The organism is Streptomyces bungoensis (genome assembly GCF_001514215.1).
GTDB classification, from domain to species: Bacteria; Actinomycetota; Actinomycetes; order Streptomycetales; family Streptomycetaceae; genus Streptomyces; species Streptomyces bungoensis.
Window position 1 is genome coordinate 485,503 of record NZ_KQ948851.1, and the last position, 23,670, is coordinate 509,172.

The following is a 23,670-nucleotide window of genomic DNA, read 5'->3' on the forward strand; positions in this document are numbered from 1 at the left end:
GGCAAATTGGTAATATTGGCAATTCGTGAGGTGGCGAAGCGGAGGGGACGGCGCGATGAGCACGCCGCTGTACCAACTGAAGGCGGAGTTCTTCAAGACGCTCGGTCACCCGGCCCGCATCCGCGTCCTGGAGCTGCTGAGCGAGCGTGAGCACGCGGTCGCGGAGATGCTGCCCGAGGTGGGCATCGAACCCGCCCACCTGTCCCAGCAACTGGCCGTGCTGCGACGGGCCAACCTGGTCGTGACCCGCAAGGCGGGCTCGACCGTGTACTACTCGCTGACCAGCCCGCACATCGCCGAACTCCTGCGCGTGGCCCGCACCATCCTGTCCGGGGTGCTGGCCGGCCAGGCCGAGCTGCTCGCCGACCTCAGGGCCGGCCAGGGCGAGGCCCGGCCGCCGGCGTCCTGACACCACCCGCCGGCACGGCTTCCGGGCGCGTGGTCCCGTGCTCCGCCCCGTCGGGCCAGATCACCTCCACGTCGACGCCGTGACTGCGCGCATAGGCGACCAGGTGGGCGGTCGCGTCCGTCCCGTTGGACGGCGAGCCGTCCCACACGGCCAGCACCCGGGCGCACGAACGCACCATCGCCTCCGCGGCCGCGATGCGCGACGCGCGGTCGCCGGGGTCGTACTCCACCAGCCGCACCTGCTCCGAGAGCAGCAGCAGCTCCCCGGCCGCCTTCCGGTCCGGCTCGGTGAGCGGCGCGGGCACGCCGTCGCGGGCCGGCAGCACCGTCACCAGGGTCAGACCCGCCCGCCGGGCGGCCCGCCCGAACGCGACGGGCACCCCGTCGCCGGCCAGGACCAGCCCGGCACGGCCCGGCCGGGCGGCATCCGCCAGCCGGGGGCGCAGCTCCTCCTCCAGCAGCGCCAGCGTCGGCGCGGTGAGGTCGGGGTGCCCCACTACAGCGATCACTCCTGGCCGTCCCTTCCCGAGCGCCGCTCATCGCGGTCACCGCCTGATGCGTGCCCGATCGTCCCCGCGCCGGCCGCGGCGGAGGAGGGTCGACCGGTGCCGACATCGGGGCCGGTCGTCCCTGGCGGCCCGGCCCCGCGACCTGCGGGTCCGGCAACGGCGTGGTGACGAGTGGGCAACAGCCCCGGCGTGCTGCAACTGGGCCGGAAGCCGGAACGTCCCTGCCTGCGACATGACCGCCCGCACGACGGGCCGCACCCTGGGAAAGGACCTGCCGTGGCACACACCAGCAAGCCTCGCCGTCACAGATCCGGCGCCGTACTCCGTACGGCCGTCGGGAGCGCTCCCGCCGTCGCCGTGCTGGCGCTGGCGCTGACGCTGACGGCCTGCAACGCAGACGGCGATGCCGCGGCATCCCCGGGCGGCGCCCACACGGCGGCGGCCGAGCCCGGCGCCGGTACCGGCGGTACGGCCCCCGGCTCCACGGCGGCGGGGACCGCGACCTCCGCCAAGCCCGTGGCGAGCAAGCCCGCCGCGAAGCCCGTGGGCGGTGCGGGCGGAGCCGCTTCGCCGGCCCCCTCCGCCACCGCGGCGGCCTCCGCGGCGCCGTCGCCCGCCTGTGACCACAAGATGCCCATCTCGCCCGACGAGGTCGCGGTCTACCGGTACACCCCGGAAGGCGGATCGCTGAGTCTGATCGTCAGGTACGGCAACTGGGGCTGCGCTCCCGCGGACTCCGACGGCGCGCCGTTCGTGACCGTGGGCAAGGAGACGTACCTGCCCATGGACCAGGCCGCGTACGTCACGGCCACCAACCCCGTCGTGGAGAGCTCGGAGAACCAGCACATCGGCGTGCAGGAGTTCCTCGACTGGCTCGAAGCGCACCCGAACAGCGGGCTGGTCTTCAAGTACCACCTGGGAGCCGACGGGGCCGTCGACCGCCTGGACGAGGTGTTCACCCCCTGAGCGCACCGGCCGGGCGGGACTCAGAGGCTGGTCGCCGGGGGCGTGCGCTGGCCGAGGGTGAGGACGCCGTCGACCGCCCGGGCCGTTTCCGTGCGGCCCTTCAGGACGTCGAGCCGGTCGAGCAGGGCGTAGCCGTCGCACAGGACCGTCTCGTGCCCGCCGTAGGACTCGAGGTTGACGACCGCCGCCTCCAGGTGCCGGATCTCGGAGACCAGCATCGGCACACCGTCGGCCCCCCGGGCGAAGGCGGCACCGGCTCGCGGGAGGAGCAGCGGTAACAGCTCGGCGCCGCTGGCGTTGCGAATCGTCTCCGCGTCGCCGCCACGGCACGCCTCGAGGCGGGAACGGGCGTGTTCGATCACACGGAAGAGGGCCTGGTACTCGGGCAGGGACAACGCGAAGGCCCGCAGATCGCCGGGCATCCCGCCATCGGCGGCGGCGGCGGAGGCGGCGTCGCCGCCCGGCTCCGGAGCGGCGGTACGTCTGCGCTTGCGGAACCTCGGCACGATGTCCTCTCGGGATGCGAAGCGGGTCGGGTCGAGCGGTCGACCGGATGACGGAAAGCGGCCACCGCACATGTGACCGAACGCCGGGGCATACGGTTGCCCGGCGATGAGCAGTCAGATGCTCAACTTTTGCCAGGTGGAAACTTCTCGACCGGCCGTGCGCCCTGCTCGTCCCACTTGGGCAGGCAAGGGGAAGGGGCACACCGAAGCGCCCGCACGGCCCTGGGGTAACCTGGGCGCTCCGCGTGAGGGACCCGGGACGGTCGCACCGGAGAGGGCGGAGAGGTTCGATGCACGGGACGTCCGCGATCGCGAGCGGTGAAAGCGCGGTGGACCGGCATGCCGCTGTGGTGTTCTCCAGCGACGCCGAATGGGCCGACCACCTCGTGGCCTTCGTCCGGGCGGGCATCGACCGGGACGAACAGGTGCGGTACTTCGCCGACTCCACCGACCCCGGCCGCGTCACCCGCACCCTCGACGAACGGGGTGTCGACGCCGCCTCCGCCGTGCGGCGCGGACAACTCCTCGTCATCACGGCCGGTCAGACGTACCTGTCCGGAGCCCGGTTCGACCCCGACACGATGATCGGCCTGTGGCACGAGGCCGTGGAAGCGGCCACGGCGCGGGGCCACCGAGGGCTGCGCGCGATCGGTGAGATGTCCTGGGGAGCCCGGGACATAGCCGGCGCCGACCGGCTGCTGGAGTACGAACTGCGCATCCACCACGAGGTCTTCGCCCGGCTGCCACTGTGCGCCTGGTGCTTCTACGACCGGCGCCTGGTGCCCCGCACCGACCTGGAGGTGCTGGCGGCGGCCCACCTGGCACGGACGGGCATCGCGGACTGCCACGACCGGGCCGACGGGCCGGCGCTGTCGGTGGCCCCCCTGGCCGGACGTCCCGGATTCCGGCTGTCCGGATCGGCCGGCTACGAGAACCGCCACGTCACCGCCTCCGCCCTGGCGGCGCTCACGGCCTCGCCGGCGCAGGACGTCACCCTGGACCTCTCGGCCCTCGACCACCTCGACGTCGCGGCCCTGGCCGGGATCGCCCGCGCCGCTCACCGGCGGTCGGCCGTGGCGCCCGTACGGCTCCTCGGGGCTCCACCCGCGCTCCGCCGCATGCTGGAACTCTTCCCCGAACTCGGCGGCGTGATGGAGGTGGCCGGCCGATGACGAGCTACGCACGGCCCTCGTCCGAGCCGGTCCAGGACGCGGCGTTCCACCACCCCGCCTTCTTCTACACCACGGAAGAGGACTACCTGGGCGGCGTCGGGGACTTCGTCCGCGCGCACGCGGACCGCGGCCACCCCGTGCTCGTCGCCGTGCCCGAGGAGCGGCTGAGCCTGCTCCAAGGCGTCTTCGGCGCGGCGTGCGAGGGTGTCACCTGGGTGGACATGCGGCAGGCCGGGCGCAACCCGGGGCGGATCCTGTCGATGCTGCAGGAGTTCGCCGACCGGCACGCGGACCGCCGCCCGGCCATCGTCGGCGAGCCGATCTGGCCGGACCGCACCCCCGCGGAGGCGTGCGAGGCCACGCGCCACGAGGCGCTGATCAACCTGGCGTTCGCCGGGCGGCACGCGACCATCCTGTGCCCCTACGACACGGCCCTGCCCGAACGGATACGGGCTCAGGCGCACCGTACCCATCCCGTCCTCGGCGGGCCCGGTGAGGAGCGGCCCAGTGAGCACTACGCGGATCCGCTGGCGGTCTGCCGCGACTGCGACGAGCCGCTGCCCGAACCGGCGGAGCCGCTCGTCCTGCACTTCGGGGAAGAGGACCTCGGCGGCGTCCGCGACGCCGCCACCGACTGGGCGGTGGCGGCGGGCCTGTCACCGCGGCGCCGCACCGACTGGCTGCTGGCCGTCAGCGAGGCCACCTGCAACTCGGTCCGCCACGGCGGGGGGAGCGGCACGCTGCGGCTGTGGCCCGCGGCCGGCGCCCTGGTCGCCGAGACCCGGGACCGGGGGCGGCCGGCCGACCCGCTCGTCGGCCGGCGGCGCCCCGACCCGCTCTCCGCGGCCGGCGGCAGGGGCGTGTGGATGATGCACCAGCTCTGCGACCTGGTGGAGCTCCGGGTACTGCCGTCCGGCCTCGTCGTGCGCCTGCACATGACGCTGGACCCGCCCCCGCACGACGGGGCGGGCTGAGCGGGCCCGGCGGTCCCGGGCCCCTCGCGCCTACTCCTTCGGGGGCTTGACCGCGACGTCGAGGTAGAAGGCGTCGATGCTGCGGACCGCCGCCTCGAACTCCTCCAGGTTCACCGGCTTGGTGACGTAGGCGTTGGCGTGGTGGCGGTAGGCGCCGGTGACGTCGTCGGGCGCGGCGGACGTGGTCAGGACGACGACCGGGATGGTCCGCAGGTCCGCGTCCTCCTTGACCACGGCCAGGAACTCGCGGCCGTTCATGCGCGGCATGTTGAGGTCGAGCACGATCAGGTCCGGGCGCTCGTTGGCCGGATCGCGCAGGTACTCCAGGGCCTCGACCCCGTCGGAGACCTGCCTGAGGTTGCGGGTGCCCCGTTCGGTGAGGGCGTCCTGGATCAGCATCGCGTCGGCGACGTCGTCCTCGACCAGCAGCACGTCGTAGGGGCGGATTGCGGCGGCAGCCATGGTGTCACGTGCTCCGGGGTGTGGGGCGATGGGTCGGATGGGGTGTGCTGTTGGTGATCAGCCCGGGCCAGCGCCGCCGGGCTCCCTGGCGGCTCATGCTCATGGCCTGGCCGATCTCGGGGTAGCCGGCTCCGCCGGCGGCAGCGGCGTGCGCCGCCTGGTCCTCCAGGTGCCGCACGGCCTCCTTGACGCCGGCGAGGACCCGCAGCCGCAGCAGTGCCTGCCGGCGGGCCTGGTCGGCTCTGTCGCGGTGTTCCGCCGACGGCGGGACGGTGTCCGCCACCAGACGCCGGGCGAGCTCGTCGACCACCTGGGTCACCAACGTGATCGTTTCTCCGGACGGCTGGAGAGGCGAAACGGAACCGGGCATGTCACCACAGTAAGGCGTCGATCTCGACGGGGACAACATGTGTTGTCGACGCGTGGGTACAGTGTGCTTGCCTCACGACAACTGAGGCCCCGACCGTCATGGGAGACAGGCAGACCGCGATGAAGACCAACCCCTTCGATGCCGGGGGCGCCTTGTCCGGTTGGACGACCCGGCGCTGGCTACGGGTCGGTGTCGCCACCACCCTGGCGGTCCTGGCGGTGCTCGGCGCCCTGGGCGGCTGGGCCATGTGGCGCACCTCACACGTCACGGCGGATCTGGTCGACAGGCGCTCGCCCGCGCTGATCGAGGCCATGCGGCTGGAGCAGGCACTGGTCAACCAGGAGACCGGCGTCCGCGGCTACGGACTGTCCGGCCGCGCGGACTTCCTCCAGCCGTACGCGCAGGGCGTCGGCGGCGAGAAGACCGCCCTGCGGCGGCTGCGGCCACTGGTCCACGGCGACTCCCGTGCCCGTGCCGACCTGGCCGAGGTCGAGAGGCTGGCCGGCGTCTGGCAGGACCGCATAGCGCGGCCCGTCTCGGCCGCCTCCGCCGGCGACGCGGTCCGGCTCTCCAAGGAACGGGCCGAGGAGGGCAAGACCACGTTCGACCCGCTGCGGGCCGCGATGACACGCCAGCAGGCCCATCTGCAGAGCGAGCGGGAGACGGCCCAGCAGGAGCTCCGCCAGTCGGTGACCCTGCGGAACTGGACCTTCTCCGGCATCGCCTGCGTCATCCTGCTGGTGGCGGCGCTCGTCTTCGAGGGACTGCGCCGCGGCGTCACCGCCCCGCTCGGCCGGCTCGGCTCGGCCGCCCGCGAGGTGGCGCACGGCCGCTTCGACCGGGCCCTCACCGGCAGCGGCCCCGCCGACCTGCGCCGGCTGGCCGCGGACCTGGACTCGATGCGCCGCCGGCTGGTGGAGGAGCTCCAGTTCAGCGAGCAGGCGCGCACGCTGCTGGACGAGCAGGCGCAGGACCTCAAGCGGTCCAACGCGGAACTGGAGCAGTTCGCCTACGTCGCCTCCCACGACCTGCAGGAACCGCTGCGCAAGGTGTCCAGCTTCACCCAGCTCCTGCAGCGCCGCTACGGGGGGCAACTCGACGACAGGGCGGACCAGTACATCGCCTTCGCCGTCGACGGCGCCAATCGCATGCAGACCCTCATCAACGACCTCCTGGCCTTCTCCCGGGTCGGCCGGGTGCACAACGACCACCGGACCGTCGACCTGGAGGCGGTGCTGAGCCGGGCCCTGGACGACCTCAGCGTCGCCGTCGAGGAGACCGGCGCCGAGATCACCCACGACCCGCTGCCGGTCGTGCTCGGCGACACGACCCAGCTGGGCATGCTCTGGCAGAACCTGCTGTCCAACGCGATCAAGTTCCGCAGCCCCGACCGGCCCCCGCGCATCCGCATCAGCGCCGTACGCGAAGGCGACACCTGGGAGTTCGCGGTCGCCGACAACGGCATCGGCATCGCACCGGAGTTCCACGAGAAGGTCTTCACCCTCTTCCAGCGGCTGCACACCAAGGACGCCTACCCGGGCACCGGCATCGGCCTGGCCATGTGCAAGAAGGTCGTGGAGTTCCACGGCGGCAGGATCGGCATCGACCCCGACCGCACGTCGGGCACCCGGGTGGTCTTCACCCTGCCCGCCGCCGGGGAGGGACCGGCGTCCGCCGAGCGGGAGACCGGGTCGTGACCGGGTCGTCCGGACGCTCCGAGGAGCGGTTGCGCATCCTCCTGGTGGAGGACGACGACGGAGACGCCCTGCTGGTCGAGGAGCTGCTCCTCGACACCGATCTGCCGTACACGCTCGCCCGCTGCCGCACCGTGGCGGACGCACGGCGGGCCCTGATGACGGACCCCGTCGACTGCGTCCTGCTGGACCTGCACCTGCCCGACGCGTCGGGAGTGGAGACGGTGCAGGCGATCCAGACGGCCACCCACGCCGCCATCATCGTCCTGACCGGGCTGGACGAACCCCGCGCGGGAGTCGACGCCCTCGCCGCCGGCGCCCAGGACTACCTCGTCAAGGGCAAGGTCGCACCCGACCTGATGCAGCGCGCCGCCCGCTACGCCGTCCAGCGCAAGCAGGCCGAGCGCGCCAACGCCGCCCTCCAGATCGGCCGGCTGCGCGCCGAGGAGAACGCCCGCCTCGAACGCGGGCTGCTGCCCGAACCCCTGCTGTCCTCGACCGCCGTCACCGCCTCCAGCCGCTACTTCCCCGGGCGCGCCCAGGCGCTCCTCGGCGGCGACTTCCTGGACGTCGTGCAGACCGACGACGGCCAGGTCCACGCCGTCATCGGGGACGTCAGCGGACACGGCCCGGACGCGGCGGCGCTGGGCGTCTGCCTGCGCATCGCCTGGCGCGCCCTGACCCTCGGCGGCCACCGCGACCAGCACCTGCTGCGCCTGCTGGAGAAGATCCACATCGCCGAACGGGCCGTCAGCGACCTGTTCACCACCTGCACGCTCATCACCCTGGACCCGGACACGGCCACCCTCACCCTCCACCTGGCCGGCCACCACGCGCCCCTCCTCAGCACGCCCGAGGGCACGCAGGAGATCAGCGCCGCCCACGGCATCGCCCTGGGCATCGCGCCCGGTCTCGGCAAGTGGCCCGCCACGACGCTCGCGCTGCCGGGGCGCGGCGCGCTCATCGCCTACACCGACGGCCTCATCGAGGGTTTCGCCGACGGCGCCGGCGGCCGGCTCGGCGTCGAGGGACTGCTGGGCATCATCGACACCATCCGCACGCCCGACCCCGGCACCCACCTCGACCAGCTCATCGGCCGGACCCGCACCCTCAACGCCGACCGGCACACCGACGACCTCGCCGTCCTGCGCCTGGACTGGAACACGGGCGCGCGCGAGCAGGCGGCGGGGGCCTGGCGCACCGCGCCCTGAGCCGGGGAGCCGAGCCGCGGCGGCCGAACCGGGACCCGCGCCCGCACGCACCTTCGGGCCTTCTCCGTCACGGTCCCGGCTTCGAGGTGCAGGCGGGCGCTCTGCTGCCGCCCTCCGGTGACCTCCTGCGGTGCCGCAGTGCCCACAGCGCGACGGGAGCTCCCGCGGCGACCAGCGCCGAGGCGAAACACAGACCGGCCTGGTATCCGGAGAGAAAGGCGTTCGAGTCGTCCGACCCGGCGGTGGCCGCGGCGTGTTCCACGAACGACACGATGGCGCCCACCAGACCGATCCCGACGACTCCGGACGCCTCGCGGACGGCGCTGAACAATCCGGCCGCGATTCCGGAGAGGTGATCCGGTGAGGATTCCAGAGCGCGGCTGGTGAGGGGAACGGCGAGCGCGGAGCCGAAACCAAGAGCCGTGAGCCCGGGCAGAATGCCGACGAGTTTCCCTCCCGAACTGCCCAGCGCGACCATCAGCAGCCCCAGGCCGACCAGGAGCAGACCGGCAGCGGAGATCCGGCCGTCTCCCCAACGGCGCGTCATACGCGCGATGAAGGGGGTGGTGACGATCAGGGAAAGGGCCACGGGCATGAAGGTCAACCCGGCCGGCGTCGGGGCGAGGCCGAGGCCGTTCTGCAGAAACCTGGAGGTGAAGAAGAACACTCCGCTCACGCTCAGGCCCCACAGCAGTTGGGTGATGATTCCGCCGACGAAAGGGCGTTGCCGGAAGAGGAGCCGCAGCACGGTGTTCCGGCGTGATGTCAGTTCGCAGGACAGGCCGACGGCCGATGCGGCCACGACGCCCCCTGCCGTGGCGACGGGAAGGGCGTCGAAACCCTGCTCCGGCCCTTCGATCAGGCAGTAGGCGAGGGCCGCCAGCGAGCAGCAGGCCAGCGCGACGACGCGGAGCGAGAGCGTGACCGAAGCCGGGGACGAGGCGCGGGCCGAGGGTCCGGGCCGGGGGACGAGGAAGCCGACGAGCAGACTCGCGCACCCCAGTGGCGTGTTGACGGCGAACACGGACTCCCAGCCCAGGTGCTGTGTCATGACACCCGAGACCACGGGGCCGAGGGCCAGCGCGGACGCCAGCGCGGCGGTGGTGGCGCTGAAGGCCGCTTTGCGCACGCGAGGCGGCAGATCGTGCGACTGGACGGCCAGCGAGGCCGGCAGGATCAGCGCTGCGCCCGCTCCCTGCAGCCCCCGGCAGGCGATCAGCGCCGTACCCGAGGCCGCCGCACTGCACCCGATGGACGCGACGGTGAAGAGGGCGACACCGAGCCACAGTGTCGTCCGCCGCCCGACGGTGTCGGCCAGGTGCCCGCCCAGCAGGAGAAGGCCGGCGAGGGTGAGCGGATAAATGGCCGCCACCCATTTGAGGTTCGCCTCGCTCAATGCGAGATCGGTCTGGATCTGAGGCAGTGCCACATTGACGACGGTGTTGTCCAGAGCCGTCATGAAGGACGGAAGCAGCACGGCCGTGAGGATGGCGAGGACACGCAGTCGGCTCACGGTACCTGCCTCGAGCAGTGCGGACGGTGGTGAGGGGGCCGCCGCGTTCCGCGCGCCCTGCTTCGTACTCTGCCCCGTGGGCGTGGCGGGCGCGAGTCCAGGCCACCCTGCTCACGCTATGCGGTGTGCTGCCGGAAAACACCGTTCGCTTCCCCTGCGACGGTCGGTCAGGATTTCCGGCGTGGCGCTTCCCCCATTAGTACGTCAATGTGTTGAGGTGATCGCTCGCCGCTGCCACGATGCAAAGGGAATCCATGACGGGCGACGACGGCTGTCATCAATTCGCCTGACGCGCTGACGGGCCGAGAAGGCCCGCTGCCTGTCGAGAACGAAGGTTCGGTGACTTAGTGCTGAAAACCACGGAAGACACGATCAGTCATCATCTTGCCCGGGCCGCGGCTCAGGCCCCCGTCGAAAAAGCGTTCACTTTCGTGGACTTCCACACCGATCGCGACGGAGTCTCCTCGTCTTTGACATGGCGCCAATTGGAGGAGCGGGTACGCACCCTCGCGGCGGCCCTGCGCCACGGCGGCGCGGCCGGCGAGCGGGTGGCCCTCGTCGGGCCGCAGAACCTGGACTACGTCGTCGGCTTCCTCGCGGCCGCATGCGCCGGTGCGATCGCCGTTCCCCTGTTCCCCCCGACTCTGCCGGGCCATGCGGAGAAGCTGGCCGCCGCGCTCGCCGACGCGGACGCCGTGCTCGCCCTCACCAGCCCCGACTCGCTCCAGGCCGCGGAGAAGTTCTGCGCCAACCAGGACGGCCTCCGCGTGCGCGTGACCACCGAGGAGGACCTGCTCTCGGGTGGCGCGGCAGGGGCCGGGCCGGCGGACGGCACGCTCTCCCATCCGCTCCCCGGTGACCGCGCCTACCTGCAGTACACCTCGGGCTCCACCCGCATGCCGTCCGGCGTGGAGATCACCCACGCCAACGTCTGCGCCAACGCGCGCCAGGCGCTGAAGGCCTACGACATCCGAGCCGGGCGCAACTGCACCGTCGGCTGGCTTCCGCTGTACCACGACATGGGGCTCGTGCTGGCGGTCGTGCTCCCCGTCGTCGGCAACGTCCACTCCGTGTTCATGGATCCGCTGGCCTTCGTGCAGCAGCCCGTGCGCTGGCTGCGGCTGCTCAGCGAACACCGGGGAGCGCTCACCGCCGCCCCCAACTTCGCGTACGACTACTGCGTGCGCCGCGTCACCGACGAGGAGCGCGCGACGCTGTCCCTGGGGTCGGTCACCGCCATGGTCAACGGCAGTGAACCCATCGCCGAGCAGACCCTCCGGCGGTTCCAGCAGGCCTTCGGCCCGGTCGGCGCGGTCCCCACGGCGATGCGTCCGTCCTACGGGCTGGCCGAGGCCACCGTGTTCGTGTCCGCCTCACCGGCCGGTGAGGAACCGACCGTCACCTCCTTCGACCGCGACGCGCTGGCGGCCGGCACCGCCCGGCCGGCCGAGGGCACCGGGGAACAGCCCGTGACCCGCCTGGTCGGCTGCGGACGGCCCACCGACCAGGAGGCCGCCGTCGTCGACCCGGCCGGCCTCGTCCGGCTGGAGGACGGGCGCGTGGGCGAGATCTGGCTGCGCGGCCCCAACGTCGGGCGCGGCTACTGGGGCAACCCGGAGCAGAGCGAGGCGACCTTCCACGCCACCCTCCACGGTGACGACCCCGGCGAGGAGACGCGGCACTGGTTGCGCACGGGAGACCTCGGGGTGTGGCACGACGACCACCTCTACATCACCGGCCGCCTCAAGGACCTCGTGATCATCGACGGGACCAACCACTATCCGCAGGACATCGAGCACACGGTCGAGAACGCCCACCGGGCGATCCGCCGTCATCACACCGCGGCGTTCTCCGTCCCCACCGACGACGGTGAACGCCTGGTCGTCGTGGCCGAGCACGCCCGTGACCTCACGGAACCCGACAGGGTCCGGGACGAGGTGACCCGCTCGGTACGGGTGGCGCTGTCCGCCGGTCACGCCGTCGCGATGCACGACTTCGTCCTCGCCCAGCCCGGCACCGTACCCCACACCACCAGCGGCAAGGTCGCCCGCAGCGCCTGCCGTGCGCGGTACCTCCGGGGTGCCTGGTCCTCCGACACGCGTGTACAGAGAAAGACCGACGACGTATGAAGCAGCCAGGCGGACAGCAGGAGCCGGTCGAGGACAACGCCGAGGCCCCCTCCGTCACCGACGGCCGCTCCGGACCGGGCGCTGCCGAACTGCGGAGCGCACTGGTGGGGCTGGTCTCGGACATCAGCGGCATCTCGCCGGAAGAACTCGACGACGGCCGGCCTCTCGCGGAGTACGGCCTCACCTCCCGCGACGCCGTCGGGCTGACCGGCGAACTGGAGAAGATCCTCGACCGATCCCTGTCCGCCACGCTGCTGTGGGAGCACCCCACCATCGGGCAACTCGTCACCGCCCTGGCGAACGGCGACCGGACCGACGCCGCGCGGCCGGACCGGCAGCCCGGCACGCCCGGCGAGGCGGCCGCCACCGCCCGTGCCGACGACGGCGCCATCGCCGTCGTCGGCATCGGATGCCGGCTGCCCGGTGACGTGCACGGGCCGGACGCCTTCTGGGACCGGCTCATGGCGGGAATGGACGCGGTCGGCCAGGTGCCCGAGAAACGCTGGCCGAACTTCGCCGGCACAGCGCCCGACGTCACCGCGCTCATGGAATCCACCACGCGGTCGGGCGCCTTCCTCGACGACATCGAGGGATTCGACGCCAAGTTCTTCGGCATCACGCCCCACGAGGCCGAAGTCATGGACCCCCAGCAACGGCTGCTGCTCGAAGTCGTCTGCGAGGCGCTGGACCACGCGGGCGTACCCGCCCCCGCCCTGCAGACCACGCCCACCGGCGTCTTCGTCGGCCTCAGCGCCCTCGAATACGGGCATCTGACCACCTCGGACCCCACGCGGCTGACCGCGTGGACCAACACCGGAGCCGCCGGCAGCATCGCCGCCAACCGCGTGTCCTATCTGCTCGACCTCCGCGGCCCCAGCATCACCGTGGACACCGCCTGTTCGTCGTCCCTCGTGGCCGTGCACCTGGCCTGCCGCAGCCTGCGCGGCGGGGAGTGCGACACGGCACTGGCCGCGGGAGTCAACCTCCTGCTGTCCCCGGCGGTGACGGCCTCGCTCGAACAGGCCGGCGCACTGGCCGCGGACGGCAGGTGCAAACCCTTCGACGCCGCGGCGAACGGAATCGCCCGCGGTGAGGGCTGCGGCGTCGTCGTGCTCAAGCGGCTCGCCGACGCCCGGCGCGACGGCGACCGGGTGCTCGCCGTCATCCGGGGCACCGCCGTCAACCAGGACGGCCGCTCGGCGGGCCTCATGGCACCGAACCCGGCGGCGCAGGAGGCGCTGCTGCGCGACGCCCTGCGCGACGCGCGCGTCCCGGCGGCCGACGTCGACTACGTCGAGGCCCACGGGACGGGCACCCTGCTGGGGGACCCCATCGAGGCGACCGCCCTCGGAGCGGTCGTCGGCCGGGGCAGGGAGCCCGGCCGGCCCCTGCTGATCGGATCGGTCAAGAGCAACCTGGGCCACCTCGAAGGCGCGGCCGGCGTGGTCGGCCTGATCAAGACCGTGCTGGCCCTGCATCACGGCCGTATCCCGGCCAGCCTGCACTTCGACAGCCCCAACCCCCACATCGACTTCACCGAGCTGGGACTGCGCGTGGTCACCGAACCGACCGCGTGGCCCGCCGCCGGGGACCGCCCGGCGCGCGCCGGGGTGTCGGCCTTCGGCTTCGGCGGCACCAACGCCCACGCCGTACTCGAGCAGGCGCCGGCCGCCGCGCGTCCCGCGCCGGCCGACGACGCGGCCGGCCACCCGCACATCCTGGTGGTGTCCGCCCGTTCCTCGGACAGGCTCGCCGACGTGGCCGCGAGCCTGTCGCGCTGGGTGGCCGCCGACGACGCGCCCGCCCTCACCCACATCGCCCACACGCTCGCCGCGCACCGCCGCGGCCCGGCCTGCGCCGCCGTCGTCGCGCGGACCCGGTCCGACGCGGCTGCCGGGCTGGCCGCGCTGGCCCGGGGGGAGACGCTTCCCGGGGTGGTCGCCGCGTGCACCGACGCACGAGCCGCGCAGCCCTTCACAGCCCCGCGACCGGTCTTCGTCTTCTCCGGTTACGGTTCCCAGTGGGAGGGCATGGGGCGGCGCCTGCTGACCGACGACGCCGTCTTCGCCGCCCAGGTGTCCGCGCTCGACACGCACTTCCTCGCGGAGACCGGCTCCTCCCTGACCGACCTGCTCAGGTCCGACACCGCCCGGACCGCGGACCGGGTCCAGCCGCTGATCTTCGGCATCCAGGTGGCCCTGGCGCGGACCATGCGGGCCCACGGCGTGGAACCCGCCGCCGTCATCGGCCACTCGATGGGCGAGGTCGCGGCCGCCGTGGTCGCCGGCGCCCTCGACGACCGCGACGGAGTGCGCGTCATCGTCCGCCGGTCGGCCCACCTCGCCGTCATCGAAGCCGAACAGGCAGGCGCGATGGCCGCGGTGGAACTGCCCGCACCGTCCCGCAAAGCCGTCCTCAGCCGCTTCCCCGGTGTCGAGGTCGCCGTCCACTCCTCACCCCGGCGCTGCACGGTGGCCGGCCCCGCGCAAGCGGTGCGCGACCTGGTGGACGAGCTGACCGAGCTGGGCCGGCTCGCCCGGCTGCTCGAACTGGACGGAGCCGCCCACACGGCCTCCGTCGACCCCGTCCTGGCGCCACTGCGCGACGACCTCGCCGGCCTGCGCCCGCACACACCCACCACCCCCTGGTACAGCACGGTTCTCGACGATCCCCGCGCCGGCACGGCAGCCGACCCGGACTACTGGTGCGCCAACGTCCGCCGCCCGGTACGCCTCCAGCAGGCGGTGACGGCGGCAGCCGAGGACGGCCACACCCTGTTCCTGGAGATCTCGCCCCACCCCATCGCCGTCGTCCCGCTCGCCGAGAGCCTCGACGCCACCCCCGTGGGGGAACAGGCGCTGGTCGTCCCGACCCTGCACAGGAACACCGACGACACCGTCCAGGTACGAGTCGCGCTGGCGCGGCTGCACTTCGCCGGCGTCCCGCTGGACCCCGGGCTGTGGCCGGCGGGTGCGCGCACCGCACTGCCCACGCCCCCGTGGCGGCACGAGCGGTTCTGGTTCCCCCGCCCCACCCGGTCGACCGACGCCGGCGGCCACCCCCTGCTGGGAGTGCGCACCGACGACCCGAGGACCGGCGCCGTGCTGTGGCGGGGAGACGTCGGCACGCGCCGGCGCGCCACCCGCGGCACCGTCCACGGCCGGGCGGTGCTGACCCTCGCCGAGGTCGCGGAGCTGGTGATCGAGGCCGGCCTGGACCTGTGGGCCCGGGAGGGCATCACCCACCTCGGCATCGAGGACCTGCAGATCCACCGGTGGCTGGCCGTATCCAGCAGCACCCCCCTGACCACGGTGTGGGAACCGGACTCCGGCACGCACGGAACCGTCACGCTCCACGCCCGCGGCGCCGACACCGTGTGGCGCTGCCACGCCTCGGCCCGCGTCACCCGCGCACCGCAACCCCAGGGCGAGTCGCAACCCGGGCCCGAGACGCAGCCGGCGTTCGTCCGGCATCTCATCCCCGAGGACCCCCGGCCTCCCCACCGGTCGTCCTACGCGCATCTCCTGACCGGCGTGCTGGACACGCACGGTGCCGCGGACGCGCCACCGGACGGCGACCGCGCCGTCCCGGTCGGTGTCCGGTCCCTGCTCGTCAAGGGGCCGGGCGTCCTCGACACCGGCTACGACATCGCCTGCACGCCCGTCGACGGCGCCGGCCCGGCGGACGCGGGCGTCGAGCAGTGGCACGTGTCCGCCCGGGGCGCCACCAGTGAGATCGTCGCCCGGTTCGTCCAACTGCGGCCCGTCGAGCGGCGCGAGGTGCCGCGGGCCCTCGAGACGTGCACGTACGACATCCAGTGGGAGAAGTCGACCGTTCCCCTCCCGTCGCGGCGTCTGCAGCGCGCCCTGCTCATCAGCGACGAACCGGACGCCGCGGGCGGCGCCACGGCCGCGCTCGCGGCGGCCCTCGAAGCCGGCGGTGCCGACGTCACGGCGACCGACGCCGGGGACGACGCCTGCGACGCCGTACTCGACGCCTGGCTGGAGAGCCCGCAGGACGGCCTGAGCGCCGTTGTCCTGTTCTTCCAGCAGGACGAAGGCGACGACGACATGCGGCCGCTGCACAGGGCGGCACGGCTGGCGCGCCGCCTGGCCGGCGCCACGCATCGGCAGCCGCCCCGCCTCTGGGCGGCCACCGTGCTGGCACAGGCGACGGGGTCCGGGGAACCCGGGACGCCCCATCTCGCCTGCCTGCGCGGACTCGTCCGGGTCCTCGCGCTCGAACACCCCCAGCTGCGGGCCTCGCTGGTGGACATCGACGCACAGCCCGGCGCGGTCGAAGACCTCGCCCGCGAACTCCTCGCGGACGGCGACGCGGACGAGATCGCCTGGCGCGCCGGCACACGCCTCACCGCACATCTCGCCCGGGCCGACCTCGGCTCACGTCGCAACGACACCGTGGCCTTCACCCGTCCCGACGGCGCGTACATCGTCACCGGCGGCCTGACCGGGCTGGGCCTCGCGACAGCGGGCCGCCTCGCCGAGCAGGGCGCCGGGCGCATCGTCCTCAACGGACGCCGTGCCCCCGGACCCGAGGCCGAGGCCGTCCTCGCCGAACTGCGGGACGGGGGAACCTCCGTCGCCGTGGTCCAAGGGGACATCACCGACCCGGACGTGGCCACGGACCTGGTGCGTGCCGCCCTCGCCGACGGGCACACCCTGCGCGGCGTCGCGCACTGCGCCGGCGTCCTGCACGACCGCGTGATCACCGACCTGGAACCGGCGGACATCGACACGGTGCTGCGGCCGAAGGCCGTCGGGGCCCGGAACCTCGAGGCGGCCCTCGCCGACCACGACCTGGACTGGTGGGTGATCTACAGCTCCGCCGCGGCACTTCTCGGCTCACCCGGACAGTCCGCCTACGCGGCCGCCAACGCCTGGCTCGACGCCGTGGCCCACCGCCGCAGGGCCAGCGGCCTGCCCGCGACGTCCATCGCCTGGGGCCCCTGGGAGAACGTCGGCATGACGGCCGCCGGGAACCCGGCGCTGGCCCTGGAGCCCATCCAGGTGAGCGAGGGAATGGACGTCCTGCAGGCACTCGTCACCCTCAACTGCGCGCACGTGGGCGTCGTCCACCTCGACACGGAGCGCGTCCTGGAGGCGTTCCCCGGCCTGTCCGCCATTCCCTTCTTCTCCGACGTCCTCGGGGACGGCTCGCCCGGCGCCGACGACTGGGTCGGCCCCCACGGCATCGCGGCCCTCGGCGGCTCGGCCGCGGACACGGTGTACGCACGCCTGATCAGGAGGACGGCGGCCATCATGGGGTTCGCGGCGGCCGAACTCGGCGAGACGGTCCCGCTGACCGAACTCGGCCTGGACTCCCTGGTGGCCGTACGGATGCAGAACACGATCCGCCAGGACTTCGGCATCGACGTCCCCGCCCCCCGGCTGCTGCGCGGCGCCACCCTGCGCGAGATCGGTCGCACGGTGCTCGAGCAGCTCGGACTGGACGCAGAGCAGACGGTCGGTTCCCGGCAGGAGGCGCCCGACGGCACACGGCGGACCGAGCCCGGCACACTCACGCTGCCGAGTTTCCTCGGCCCCAGGGACGCCGCGGAGCGGCTGGTCGCGAGCTCCTGGGCCGAAGTCCTGCGGCAGGGGCCGAAGGACATCCGGGAGGACTTCGTCGCCGCTGGCGGGGACCGGGACGCCGCCGCGGCCCTGGAGGGCGTCATTCGACGGCGCCTCGGCGACGACACCGAGCTGAGCCTGACGGCCGACGCGATCCTCGCCGAGCGCACCGTCGCGGCCGTCGCCGAACTGATCCGGCCGGTCGTCAACCGAACCGGCAGATCGGCACTCACCGTCCTGCGTCCCCCCGTGCCCGGTGCGGAACGGCTTCCGCTGTTCACCTTCCACCCGGCCGGCGGCCCGACGTCGGTCTACCTGCCCCTGACGGGACTGCTGCCGGCCGAGCAGCCGGTATACGGCCTGGAACGCCTCGACGAGCTGAGCTCCATGGAGGAGAAGGCGGCCCGCTACCGCTCCCTCATCCGCGACATCCAGCCGGAAGGGCCCTACCACCTGCTCGGTTGGTCCTTCGGCGGGTGCCTCGCCTACGAAGTGGCGCTCCAGCTGCGGGAAGAGGCGGAGGACATCGGGTTCCTCGGGCTGATCGACACCATCCTTCCCCCCGTCCTGCCGCAACCGGAATCACGGGAGTTCCTGCTCGAGCGCTTCGGCCGCTTCGCCGAGTACATCGAGAAGACGTACGGGCACCCCCTCGACCTGCCCTACGAGGAACTGGCGGCCACCCCGGACGAGCAGCAGATCGACGTGGTCATGCGGCTGGTCGTCGAGGCGGGCCTCGACATGAGCCCAGGGATCATGGAGCACCAGCGGACCTCGTACATCGACGCCCGTGTCGGAGAACGGTACGTCCCCCGGCCCCAGGCGGGCCACGTGGTGCTCTACCGCGCCAAGCAGCCGCAGCAGCTCACCACCGCTCTGGACCCGCGCTACCTCCGGCAGGACGCCGACCTCGGGTGGGCGCCGCTGTGCCAGAGCCTCGAGATCGTCCCCGTCGAGGGCGACCACCTGTCCGTCATCGACCCGCCCCACGTCCGGACCATCGCGGAGCACGTCGCCCGCGCCATGGGGTGGCCCACCCGGTGATCCGCGCGCCGCGCCTGTTCCACGGGGTCCGCCCGCGGAACAGGCGCGGCCGCGTGTCACCCGCCGGAACACGGCCCGCGAGCGAGAACCGCTGATGCGCTGCCCGCCCGTTCCGCTCGGCTGTACGGGCCATTGCCCTCCGTCGAACGGGGTGTCTGCTGGTGATATGCATTACATCTCGTCATGCTCCCGGCTGTGTGGGTCACATTTCAGAAGTACGCGAAGAAGAATCTGGTGGGCGTCCTGCTCGCCGCCGCTCTCCTCTCCACCGAGGCGCACGCGGCTGAGCAGAAACCGGACGCCGTGCACTGGCCTCACCGCGTGGAGGCCCGTCTCACCGGCGTGAAAGTCATCGACAAACGCATGCGCGATCTCATGGTCAGTTCGCCGGCCATGGGAATCTCCATCCCGGTCCGCGTCATTCTTCCCGCGAGCTGGAGCGAAAACCCGAGAGCCACCTATCCGGTCGTCTACATGTTCCACGGCGGCGACGACGACTACACCTCCTGGACGCGCGAAACGGACGTGGAAGCGCTGGCGAAGAATGCGGACGCGCTGATCGTCATGCCGGACGCCGGGCGCAACGGCTATTACAGCGACTGGTTCGCCGGAAATCCCCGCTGGGAGACCTTTCACACGCACGAACTCGTCCGGCTCATGGAGAAGAAGTTCCGTGCGAGCCGTACACGTGCCGTCGTGGGGCTGTCCATGGGAGGTTTCGGCGCGCTCAACTACGCGGCGCACAACCGGGGAATGTTCCGTTACGTGGCCTCGATGAGCTCGTACGTGGACCTCAACGACCCCGCCGTCCGCCTGGAACTCGCGCTCGGTACCGGAAAGGAGGGCATCGACATCAAGGACGTCTGGGGCGACCCGGTGAAGAACGCCGACGTCTGGCGCGCCCACAACCCCGCCGCCATGCCGGGTGCCTTCCGCGGAACGCACGTCCATCTCTCCGCGGGCACCAGCGAGCCCGGACCGCTGGACAAGGGGAGCGCCTCCGGTGTCCTGCTGGCGAGCGTGCTGGGCGAGGCACCGTTGTCGGGTCAGATGGACAGGTTCGCGCGGTCCCTCCGCTCGCAGGGCGTCGACGTCACGACGCACCTGTACACGCCGGGGACGCATTCCTGGCCCTACTGGCAGGCGGAGTTGCACGACATCTGGCCGTCGGTCATGAAGTCGATCGGTCGGTGATTCCATGCGGACGGTGGTGATCTTCGCCGCGGGATCCCGCGGCGACGTCCAGCCCTGCCTGGCACTGGGGCGCGCACTGGCCCGCCGGGGCGACACGGTGAGGATCCTGGCCAGCGTCCGCTACCGGCGCCTGATCGCCGAGGCGGGCCTGGATCTTCACCCCCTCCCGGTCGACCCGGTGGAGATCATCGAGTCCGCCGAGGGGCAGGAACTCCTCGCCGGACGAAGGAACCCGGTGGCGTTCGTCCGCCGCATGGACCGGGTCATGCGACCCCGCATGATGGCGATGCTGGAGGAGACGCAGGCCGGCGCGAAGGGAGCCGACCTGGTCCTGGCGCCGACCTTCGGCTTCCTGGGCCTCCACCTGAGCCAGTACCTCCAGGTCCCGCACGCCGTCATCCACTTCCAGCCGAGCCAGCCCACGAAGGTCTTCCCGCACCCGTTCGCGCCGGCCGCGCGGATGCTGGGCGGCGTGGGCAACCGGCTCAGTTTCGGCGCCGTCGACCTGGGGTCCTGGACGGTGTTCCGGCGGTTCGTCAACACCTGGCGCCGGGAGAGCCTGGGCCTGCCGGCGCTGTCCCTGGCGGCCCCCTTCCGGCAGGTTCGCCGGGCCCCCGTGCTGTGCGCGTTCAGCCCGGCCGTCGTGCCGCGGCCGTTCGACTGGGGACCGAACGTCCACGTCACCGGCTTCTGGCACCACGACCAGCCGCTGTGGGAACCGTCACCGCGACTGCTCGCCTTCCTGGCCGACGGCCCCCCGCCCGTCTACGTCGGCTTCGGCAGCATGAGAACCGGCGACCCCGCGGCCACCGACGCCCTCGTACGGACGGCCCTGCGGCGGGCGAACCTGCGGGGGGTGCTGCCCGGAGACCCCGGGACCAGCGAGGACGACATCCTCGTGATCGGCGACACCCCCCACGACTGGCTGTTCCCCCGGATGGCCGCCGTCGTCCACCACGGCGGAGCGGGCACGACGGCCTCGGCACTGCGCGCCGGACGGCCTTCCCTGGTGTGCCCGTTCTTCGGGGACCAGCCCTACTGGGCCGCACGGGTGCACGAACTCGGCGCGGGGCCCGCGCCGCTGCCGGTCCGTCAGCTCACCGTGGACGCCCTCGTCCAGCGCCTGCACGCCCTCACCCGGCACGCCGCCCACGCGGAGGCCGCGCGCCGGCTCGGCCGGGTCCTGGAGGCCGAGGACGGCGTCGCCCGGGCCTGCCGGGTCCTGGACCGGTTCGGAGCCGGCCCCGCGTGACCACGGCTGACCGAGGCGCCCCGGCACCCTTCGGCCGCCGGGAATGCCGCCACCACCCCCGCTCCTGCACGTCACCGCCCGCCTTACGAGGATGTGGGGCCTCCCCGGGGTTCCCGGCCGACAGGGTCGATGCCCGAAGGAGGGAAGAGGGGTGGGAGACCGACGGCGGAGCGGGTCCGCCGCCGTCCCCGCCCCGGCCCGTCGGCCCGACAGGGCCTTCGCCCGCCGATCGGCGGAGATGCCGGATCGATCCGTTCGGCGTAACGTGGACAGCGGGTCGGCGCACGCTCACGTGCAATGACCCGGAAGGGCGGCTCCGGCGGGTATACGCCGGAGCCGTTGCCTGTTTCCCCCGCGCCGCGCGGCGAGGCGCTCGCGCGAGCGCCGTGCGGAGCACGGTGAGGCAGCAGGGTCGTAGCGCGGTCGCACGCTCTGCGGTTGTTGCTGGTCCCTCCGGACACGTCGCCCGACGCGGCGCTCGCCGCGATGGGCAGGGCGGTACGGACCCGGACCCTAGATGCGGGCGAACTTCTCCGTCTGCTGGGCGAATTCCTGGGCCATGGCGGCGCTGACCGTGGGCTTGGTGTCGCGGATCGTGTCCAGGTAGTCGTCGGTGGTGGGGATGGTCCGGGTTCCGGTGTCGAAGGTGCGCTCGAACTGGGCCTGGGAGACGGTTCGCGCCGCGTGGGCGATGTCGGCGGGGGTGAACCCCTCGCTGGCGGACGCGAGCACCGCGCTGTCGGCCCGCGCGCCCGCTCGGGCCAGGTAGCTCTTCCACAGTGCGGTCCTGGCGGTGTGGTCGGGAGGACCGATCGGCAGTACGTAGTCGAAGCGGCCGTGCCGCAGGAACGCGGAGTCGAGGGTGGTGACGTTGTTCGTGGCGCAGACGAGCAGCCGCCCGTCCTGGCCACGGAACCGGATGATCGCTTTGAGCAGTTCGTTGACGACGCCGACCGCGGTCGCGTCCGCGCCGCCGCGTTCGCCGGCGATCTCCTCGACCTCGTCGATGAAGACGAGGACGTGGTCGAGCCGGGCGATCTCGTCGAAGCGCCGGTTCAGCCCGGTCGCCAGGCCGTACTCGGCGGCCAGACGGGCGGGGAACAGTTCGAGGAAGGGCCACCCCAGGCGGCTGGCGATCGCGTGCGCGAACGTGCTCTTGCCGGTCCCGGGAGGGCCGAACAGCATCACCGCTCGCGGCAGTTCCACTCCGTGCTGGGCGGCCAGTTCGGGATGGGCCAGCGGTAGGACCAGGCGCCGCTCGATGAGCCGCTTCTCCCGTTGCATGCCCGCGACCTTCTGCCACAGTCCCCCCGGTGGCAGTTCCGCTCCGAGCGAGGACAGCGTGCCGGCCGACTGCGGGGTCACCGGCCCGCGTTTTTCGAAGAAGACCAGCCCGGGGCGGGCGCCGAAGTCGCAGTTGCGCAGGGCTGTGGCACCGGTCTCGCCCTCGGGCAGGACGGCGTGCACCGCTCGGACGCCGGCGGCGAAGAGCCGTTGCTCGAGGGCGGTGATCAGCGCACTGCCCAGCCCGCGCTGCCGCCAGGCGGGAGCCATGCAGATGCGCAGGATCCACGCCCGTTCGCCCTCCACCCTGCTCACCGCGGCGCCGATCAGCACGTCGTCGGCCGTGGCCACCACAGCCGGGTGGCGGGCCTGGAGAGCGGTGACGGCGTCCGAGAGCGGGAAGAGCGGCGGCTCCTCGGTCGTGCCGCTCTCCATGTCGACTCGGATCAGCGCTTCGAGATCGTCCTGGGCGTAGTCCCTGACCCGCCAACCCGTCATGATCAGCTCCGCGTGTTCGGTCGTACTCCCATCATCGAGCCGATGCCCGGAGGGCGCGCGCGACTGGGCCCCGAGTCCGCCCTGGTGGCCTGGACCGCTCGAAGGATGACGAATGCCGCCGCCGCGACGAGGACCGGGAAGGCGCCGGTCGTCAGGAAGGTGTTCTGTTCCCGGCGGCTGCCTCACATGCCGATGACCAGGCGACTGACGCCGCCGGTCTGTGCCGGAACGGCCGCAGAGGACGGGCCGCCCTCGCGCTTTTCTGCCCCGGCCGGTTCGAGTGGCCGGTCGGCAGCGGGGACGGCAGGCCGGGTCCCGTCCGCGGCCATGAGAGCGCTGGCGGTCAGCGGCGGACCGTCGTGGTCGGACGCGGCCGCCATCAGGCGGGCCGCTGCCTCCGCCCCGGTCTCGGGCGGGATGACCAGCAGATCCCAGCGGCCGGTTCCGTACGAGAGCAGCAGCAGCTTGTGCGGGTCGATCTCCGGGGTGAACCAGCCGACCTTGACGACATGACCGCCCACGGGAATCTTCCGCGGGATGACCGGCCAGTACTTCGGGTTGACGGCGATGCGGGTGATGCGGCCCCACAAGGGGTCCAGCACATCGGTCAGTGCGGGCAGCTCGCGCGACAGGTCCCGGGAGCGGGGCCACCAGGCACCGTCCAGGAGGCCGCGCGACGTCCCGGCGGTCTTCAGCGCGAGACGCGCGGCCGGGGCTGCGGCGGGCTCGTGGTGTGGCAGGGGTTGGTGCAAGGTCGCCGACATGGTGCGGACCCGTCTCCGGGCCGCCTTCGCGGCGACCCGGGTTTCATCTCTCGCCGAGAACGACCCGGCGTGGAAGCCGGTGTGCGAAATGCCCTCGGTGTTGTCCAAGGTACTCCGCGCACGGGCGGT

The 23,670-nt window shown here is 72.8% G+C and carries 17 protein-coding genes; 10 read left to right on the forward strand and 7 right to left on the reverse strand.

Annotated elements, in window-relative coordinates; genetic code table 11:
• The first annotated feature begins 55 nt into the window (after nucleotides 1–55).
• On the forward strand, nucleotides 56–409 hold the full coding sequence (locus tag AQJ66_RS01895; protein ID WP_061915374.1) for an ArsR/SmtB family transcription factor: 354 nt from the start codon (nucleotides 56–58) through the stop codon (nucleotides 407–409).
• On the opposite strand, the gene AQJ66_RS01900 is transcribed toward AQJ66_RS01895, so the two are convergent.
• Nucleotides 369–917 carry a hypothetical protein gene (locus tag AQJ66_RS01900; protein WP_061915379.1) on the reverse strand — a complete coding sequence of 183 codons (549 nt, stop codon included), beginning with the start codon at nucleotides 915–917 and terminating at the stop codon, nucleotides 369–371. The genes AQJ66_RS01895 and AQJ66_RS01900 overlap by 41 nt on opposite strands.
• A gap of 276 nt (nucleotides 918–1,193) precedes the next feature.
• Here AQJ66_RS01900 and AQJ66_RS01905 point away from each other — a divergent pair, with 276 nt between their 5' ends.
• A complete protein-coding gene (locus tag AQJ66_RS01905; RefSeq protein ID WP_061915382.1) occupies nucleotides 1,194–1,883 on the forward strand; it encodes a hypothetical protein in 690 nt (229 codons plus the stop codon).
• Nucleotides 1,884–1,903: 20 nt separating this feature from the next.
• On the opposite strand, the gene AQJ66_RS01910 is transcribed toward AQJ66_RS01905, so the two are convergent.
• Nucleotides 1,904–2,389, reverse strand: coding sequence for a hypothetical protein (locus tag AQJ66_RS01910; protein WP_244162710.1), 486 nt, complete (start codon nucleotides 2,387–2,389; stop codon nucleotides 1,904–1,906).
• A gap of 290 nt (nucleotides 2,390–2,679) precedes the next feature.
• On the opposite strand from AQJ66_RS01910, the gene AQJ66_RS01915 reads away from it, so the two are divergent.
• Entirely contained in the window at nucleotides 2,680–3,561 is an 882-nt protein-coding gene (locus AQJ66_RS01915; protein WP_061915384.1) for an MEDS domain-containing protein, read from the forward strand.
• Entirely contained in the window at nucleotides 3,558–4,535 is a 978-nt protein-coding gene (locus AQJ66_RS01920) for a sensor histidine kinase (RefSeq protein WP_061915386.1), read from the forward strand. Before AQJ66_RS01915 ends, AQJ66_RS01920 begins: the two co-directional genes overlap by 4 nt.
• Nucleotides 4,536–4,565: 30 nt before the next feature.
• On the opposite strand, the gene AQJ66_RS01925 is transcribed toward AQJ66_RS01920, so the two are convergent.
• Together AQJ66_RS01925 and AQJ66_RS01930 are read right to left on the reverse strand one after the other, a co-directional pair.
• A complete protein-coding gene (locus tag AQJ66_RS01925; protein ID WP_061915390.1) occupies nucleotides 4,566–4,997 on the reverse strand; it encodes a response regulator in 432 nt (143 codons plus the stop codon).
• Nucleotides 4,998–5,001: 4 nt separating this feature from the next.
• The gene (locus tag AQJ66_RS01930) at nucleotides 5,002–5,316 is read right to left on the reverse strand and encodes a hypothetical protein (protein ID WP_061915393.1); all 315 of its coding nucleotides are present in this window, start codon (nucleotides 5,314–5,316) and stop codon (nucleotides 5,002–5,004) included.
• Nucleotides 5,317–5,465: 149 nt separating this feature from the next.
• On the opposite strand from AQJ66_RS01930, the gene AQJ66_RS01935 reads away from it, so the two are divergent.
• Together AQJ66_RS01935 and AQJ66_RS01940 are read left to right on the forward strand one after the other, a co-directional pair.
• A complete protein-coding gene (locus AQJ66_RS01935) occupies nucleotides 5,466–7,064 on the forward strand; it encodes a sensor histidine kinase (RefSeq protein WP_244162711.1) in 1,599 nt (532 codons plus the stop codon).
• Nucleotides 7,061–8,272, forward strand: coding sequence for a PP2C family protein-serine/threonine phosphatase (locus tag AQJ66_RS01940; protein WP_061915396.1), 1,212 nt, complete (start codon nucleotides 7,061–7,063; stop codon nucleotides 8,270–8,272). Before AQJ66_RS01935 ends, AQJ66_RS01940 begins: the two co-directional genes overlap by 4 nt.
• A 67-nt stretch (nucleotides 8,273–8,339) precedes the next feature.
• On the opposite strand, the gene AQJ66_RS01945 is transcribed toward AQJ66_RS01940, so the two are convergent.
• Nucleotides 8,340–9,785, reverse strand: a complete 1,446-nt coding sequence (locus AQJ66_RS01945) for an MFS transporter (RefSeq protein WP_061915399.1) — start codon at nucleotides 9,783–9,785, stop codon at nucleotides 8,340–8,342.
• Nucleotides 9,786–10,132: 347 nt separating this feature from the next.
• Between AQJ66_RS01945 and AQJ66_RS01950 the strand changes: the two genes are divergently transcribed.
• The 4 genes from AQJ66_RS01950 to AQJ66_RS01965 all read left to right on the forward strand — a co-directional run bounded on the left by AQJ66_RS01950 (nucleotide 10,133) and on the right by AQJ66_RS01965 (nucleotide 20,995).
• A complete protein-coding gene (locus AQJ66_RS01950) occupies nucleotides 10,133–11,914 on the forward strand; it encodes a fatty acyl-AMP ligase (RefSeq protein ID WP_063803997.1) in 1,782 nt (593 codons plus the stop codon).
• Nucleotides 11,911–18,549 (forward strand): SDR family NAD(P)-dependent oxidoreductase, encoded by a 6,639-nt coding sequence (locus tag AQJ66_RS01955; protein ID WP_079060019.1) that lies wholly within the window; start codon nucleotides 11,911–11,913, stop codon nucleotides 18,547–18,549. The genes AQJ66_RS01950 and AQJ66_RS01955 overlap by 4 nt, the downstream gene beginning before the upstream one ends.
• 195 nt (nucleotides 18,550–18,744) lie before the next feature.
• Nucleotides 18,745–19,743, forward strand: a complete 999-nt coding sequence (locus tag AQJ66_RS01960) for an alpha/beta hydrolase (RefSeq protein ID WP_159052520.1) — start codon at nucleotides 18,745–18,747, stop codon at nucleotides 19,741–19,743.
• A gap of 4 nt (nucleotides 19,744–19,747) precedes the next feature.
• Complete coding sequence (locus AQJ66_RS01965; protein WP_061915405.1) at nucleotides 19,748–20,995, forward strand: glycosyltransferase; 1,248 nt, start codon at nucleotides 19,748–19,750, stop codon at nucleotides 20,993–20,995.
• 513 nt (nucleotides 20,996–21,508) lie between these two features.
• Here AQJ66_RS01965 and AQJ66_RS01970 read toward each other — a convergent pair.
• Both AQJ66_RS01970 and AQJ66_RS01975 read right to left on the reverse strand, forming a co-directional pair.
• The gene (locus AQJ66_RS01970; protein ID WP_061915408.1) at nucleotides 21,509–22,777 is read right to left on the reverse strand and encodes an ATP-binding protein; all 1,269 of its coding nucleotides are present in this window, start codon (nucleotides 22,775–22,777) and stop codon (nucleotides 21,509–21,511) included.
• A gap of 182 nt (nucleotides 22,778–22,959) precedes the next feature.
• On the reverse strand, nucleotides 22,960–23,649 hold the full coding sequence (locus tag AQJ66_RS01975; protein ID WP_061915411.1) for a DUF5994 family protein: 690 nt from the start codon (nucleotides 23,647–23,649) through the stop codon (nucleotides 22,960–22,962).
• Nucleotides 23,650–23,670: the final 21 nt, after the last annotated feature.

Coding starts and splice junctions, on each gene's coding strand:
- AQJ66_RS01965 (WP_061915405.1), top strand. CDS start 19,748: ATGCGGACGGTGGTGATCTTCGCCGCGGGATCCCGCGGCGACGTCCAG.
- AQJ66_RS01955 (WP_079060019.1), top strand. CDS start 11,911: ATGAAGCAGCCAGGCGGACAGCAGGAGCCGGTCGAGGACAACGCCGAG.
- AQJ66_RS01915 (WP_061915384.1), top strand. CDS start 2,680: ATGCACGGGACGTCCGCGATCGCGAGCGGTGAAAGCGCGGTGGACCGG.
- AQJ66_RS01920 (WP_061915386.1), top strand. CDS start 3,558: ATGACGAGCTACGCACGGCCCTCGTCCGAGCCGGTCCAGGACGCGGCG.
- AQJ66_RS01935 (WP_244162711.1), top strand. CDS start 5,466: ATGGGAGACAGGCAGACCGCGATGAAGACCAACCCCTTCGATGCCGGG.
- AQJ66_RS01970 (WP_061915408.1), bottom strand. CDS start 22,777: ATGACGGGTTGGCGGGTCAGGGACTACGCCCAGGACGATCTCGAAGCG.
- AQJ66_RS01895 (WP_061915374.1), top strand. CDS start 56: ATGAGCACGCCGCTGTACCAACTGAAGGCGGAGTTCTTCAAGACGCTC.
- AQJ66_RS01925 (WP_061915390.1), bottom strand. CDS start 4,997: ATGGCTGCCGCCGCAATCCGCCCCTACGACGTGCTGCTGGTCGAGGAC.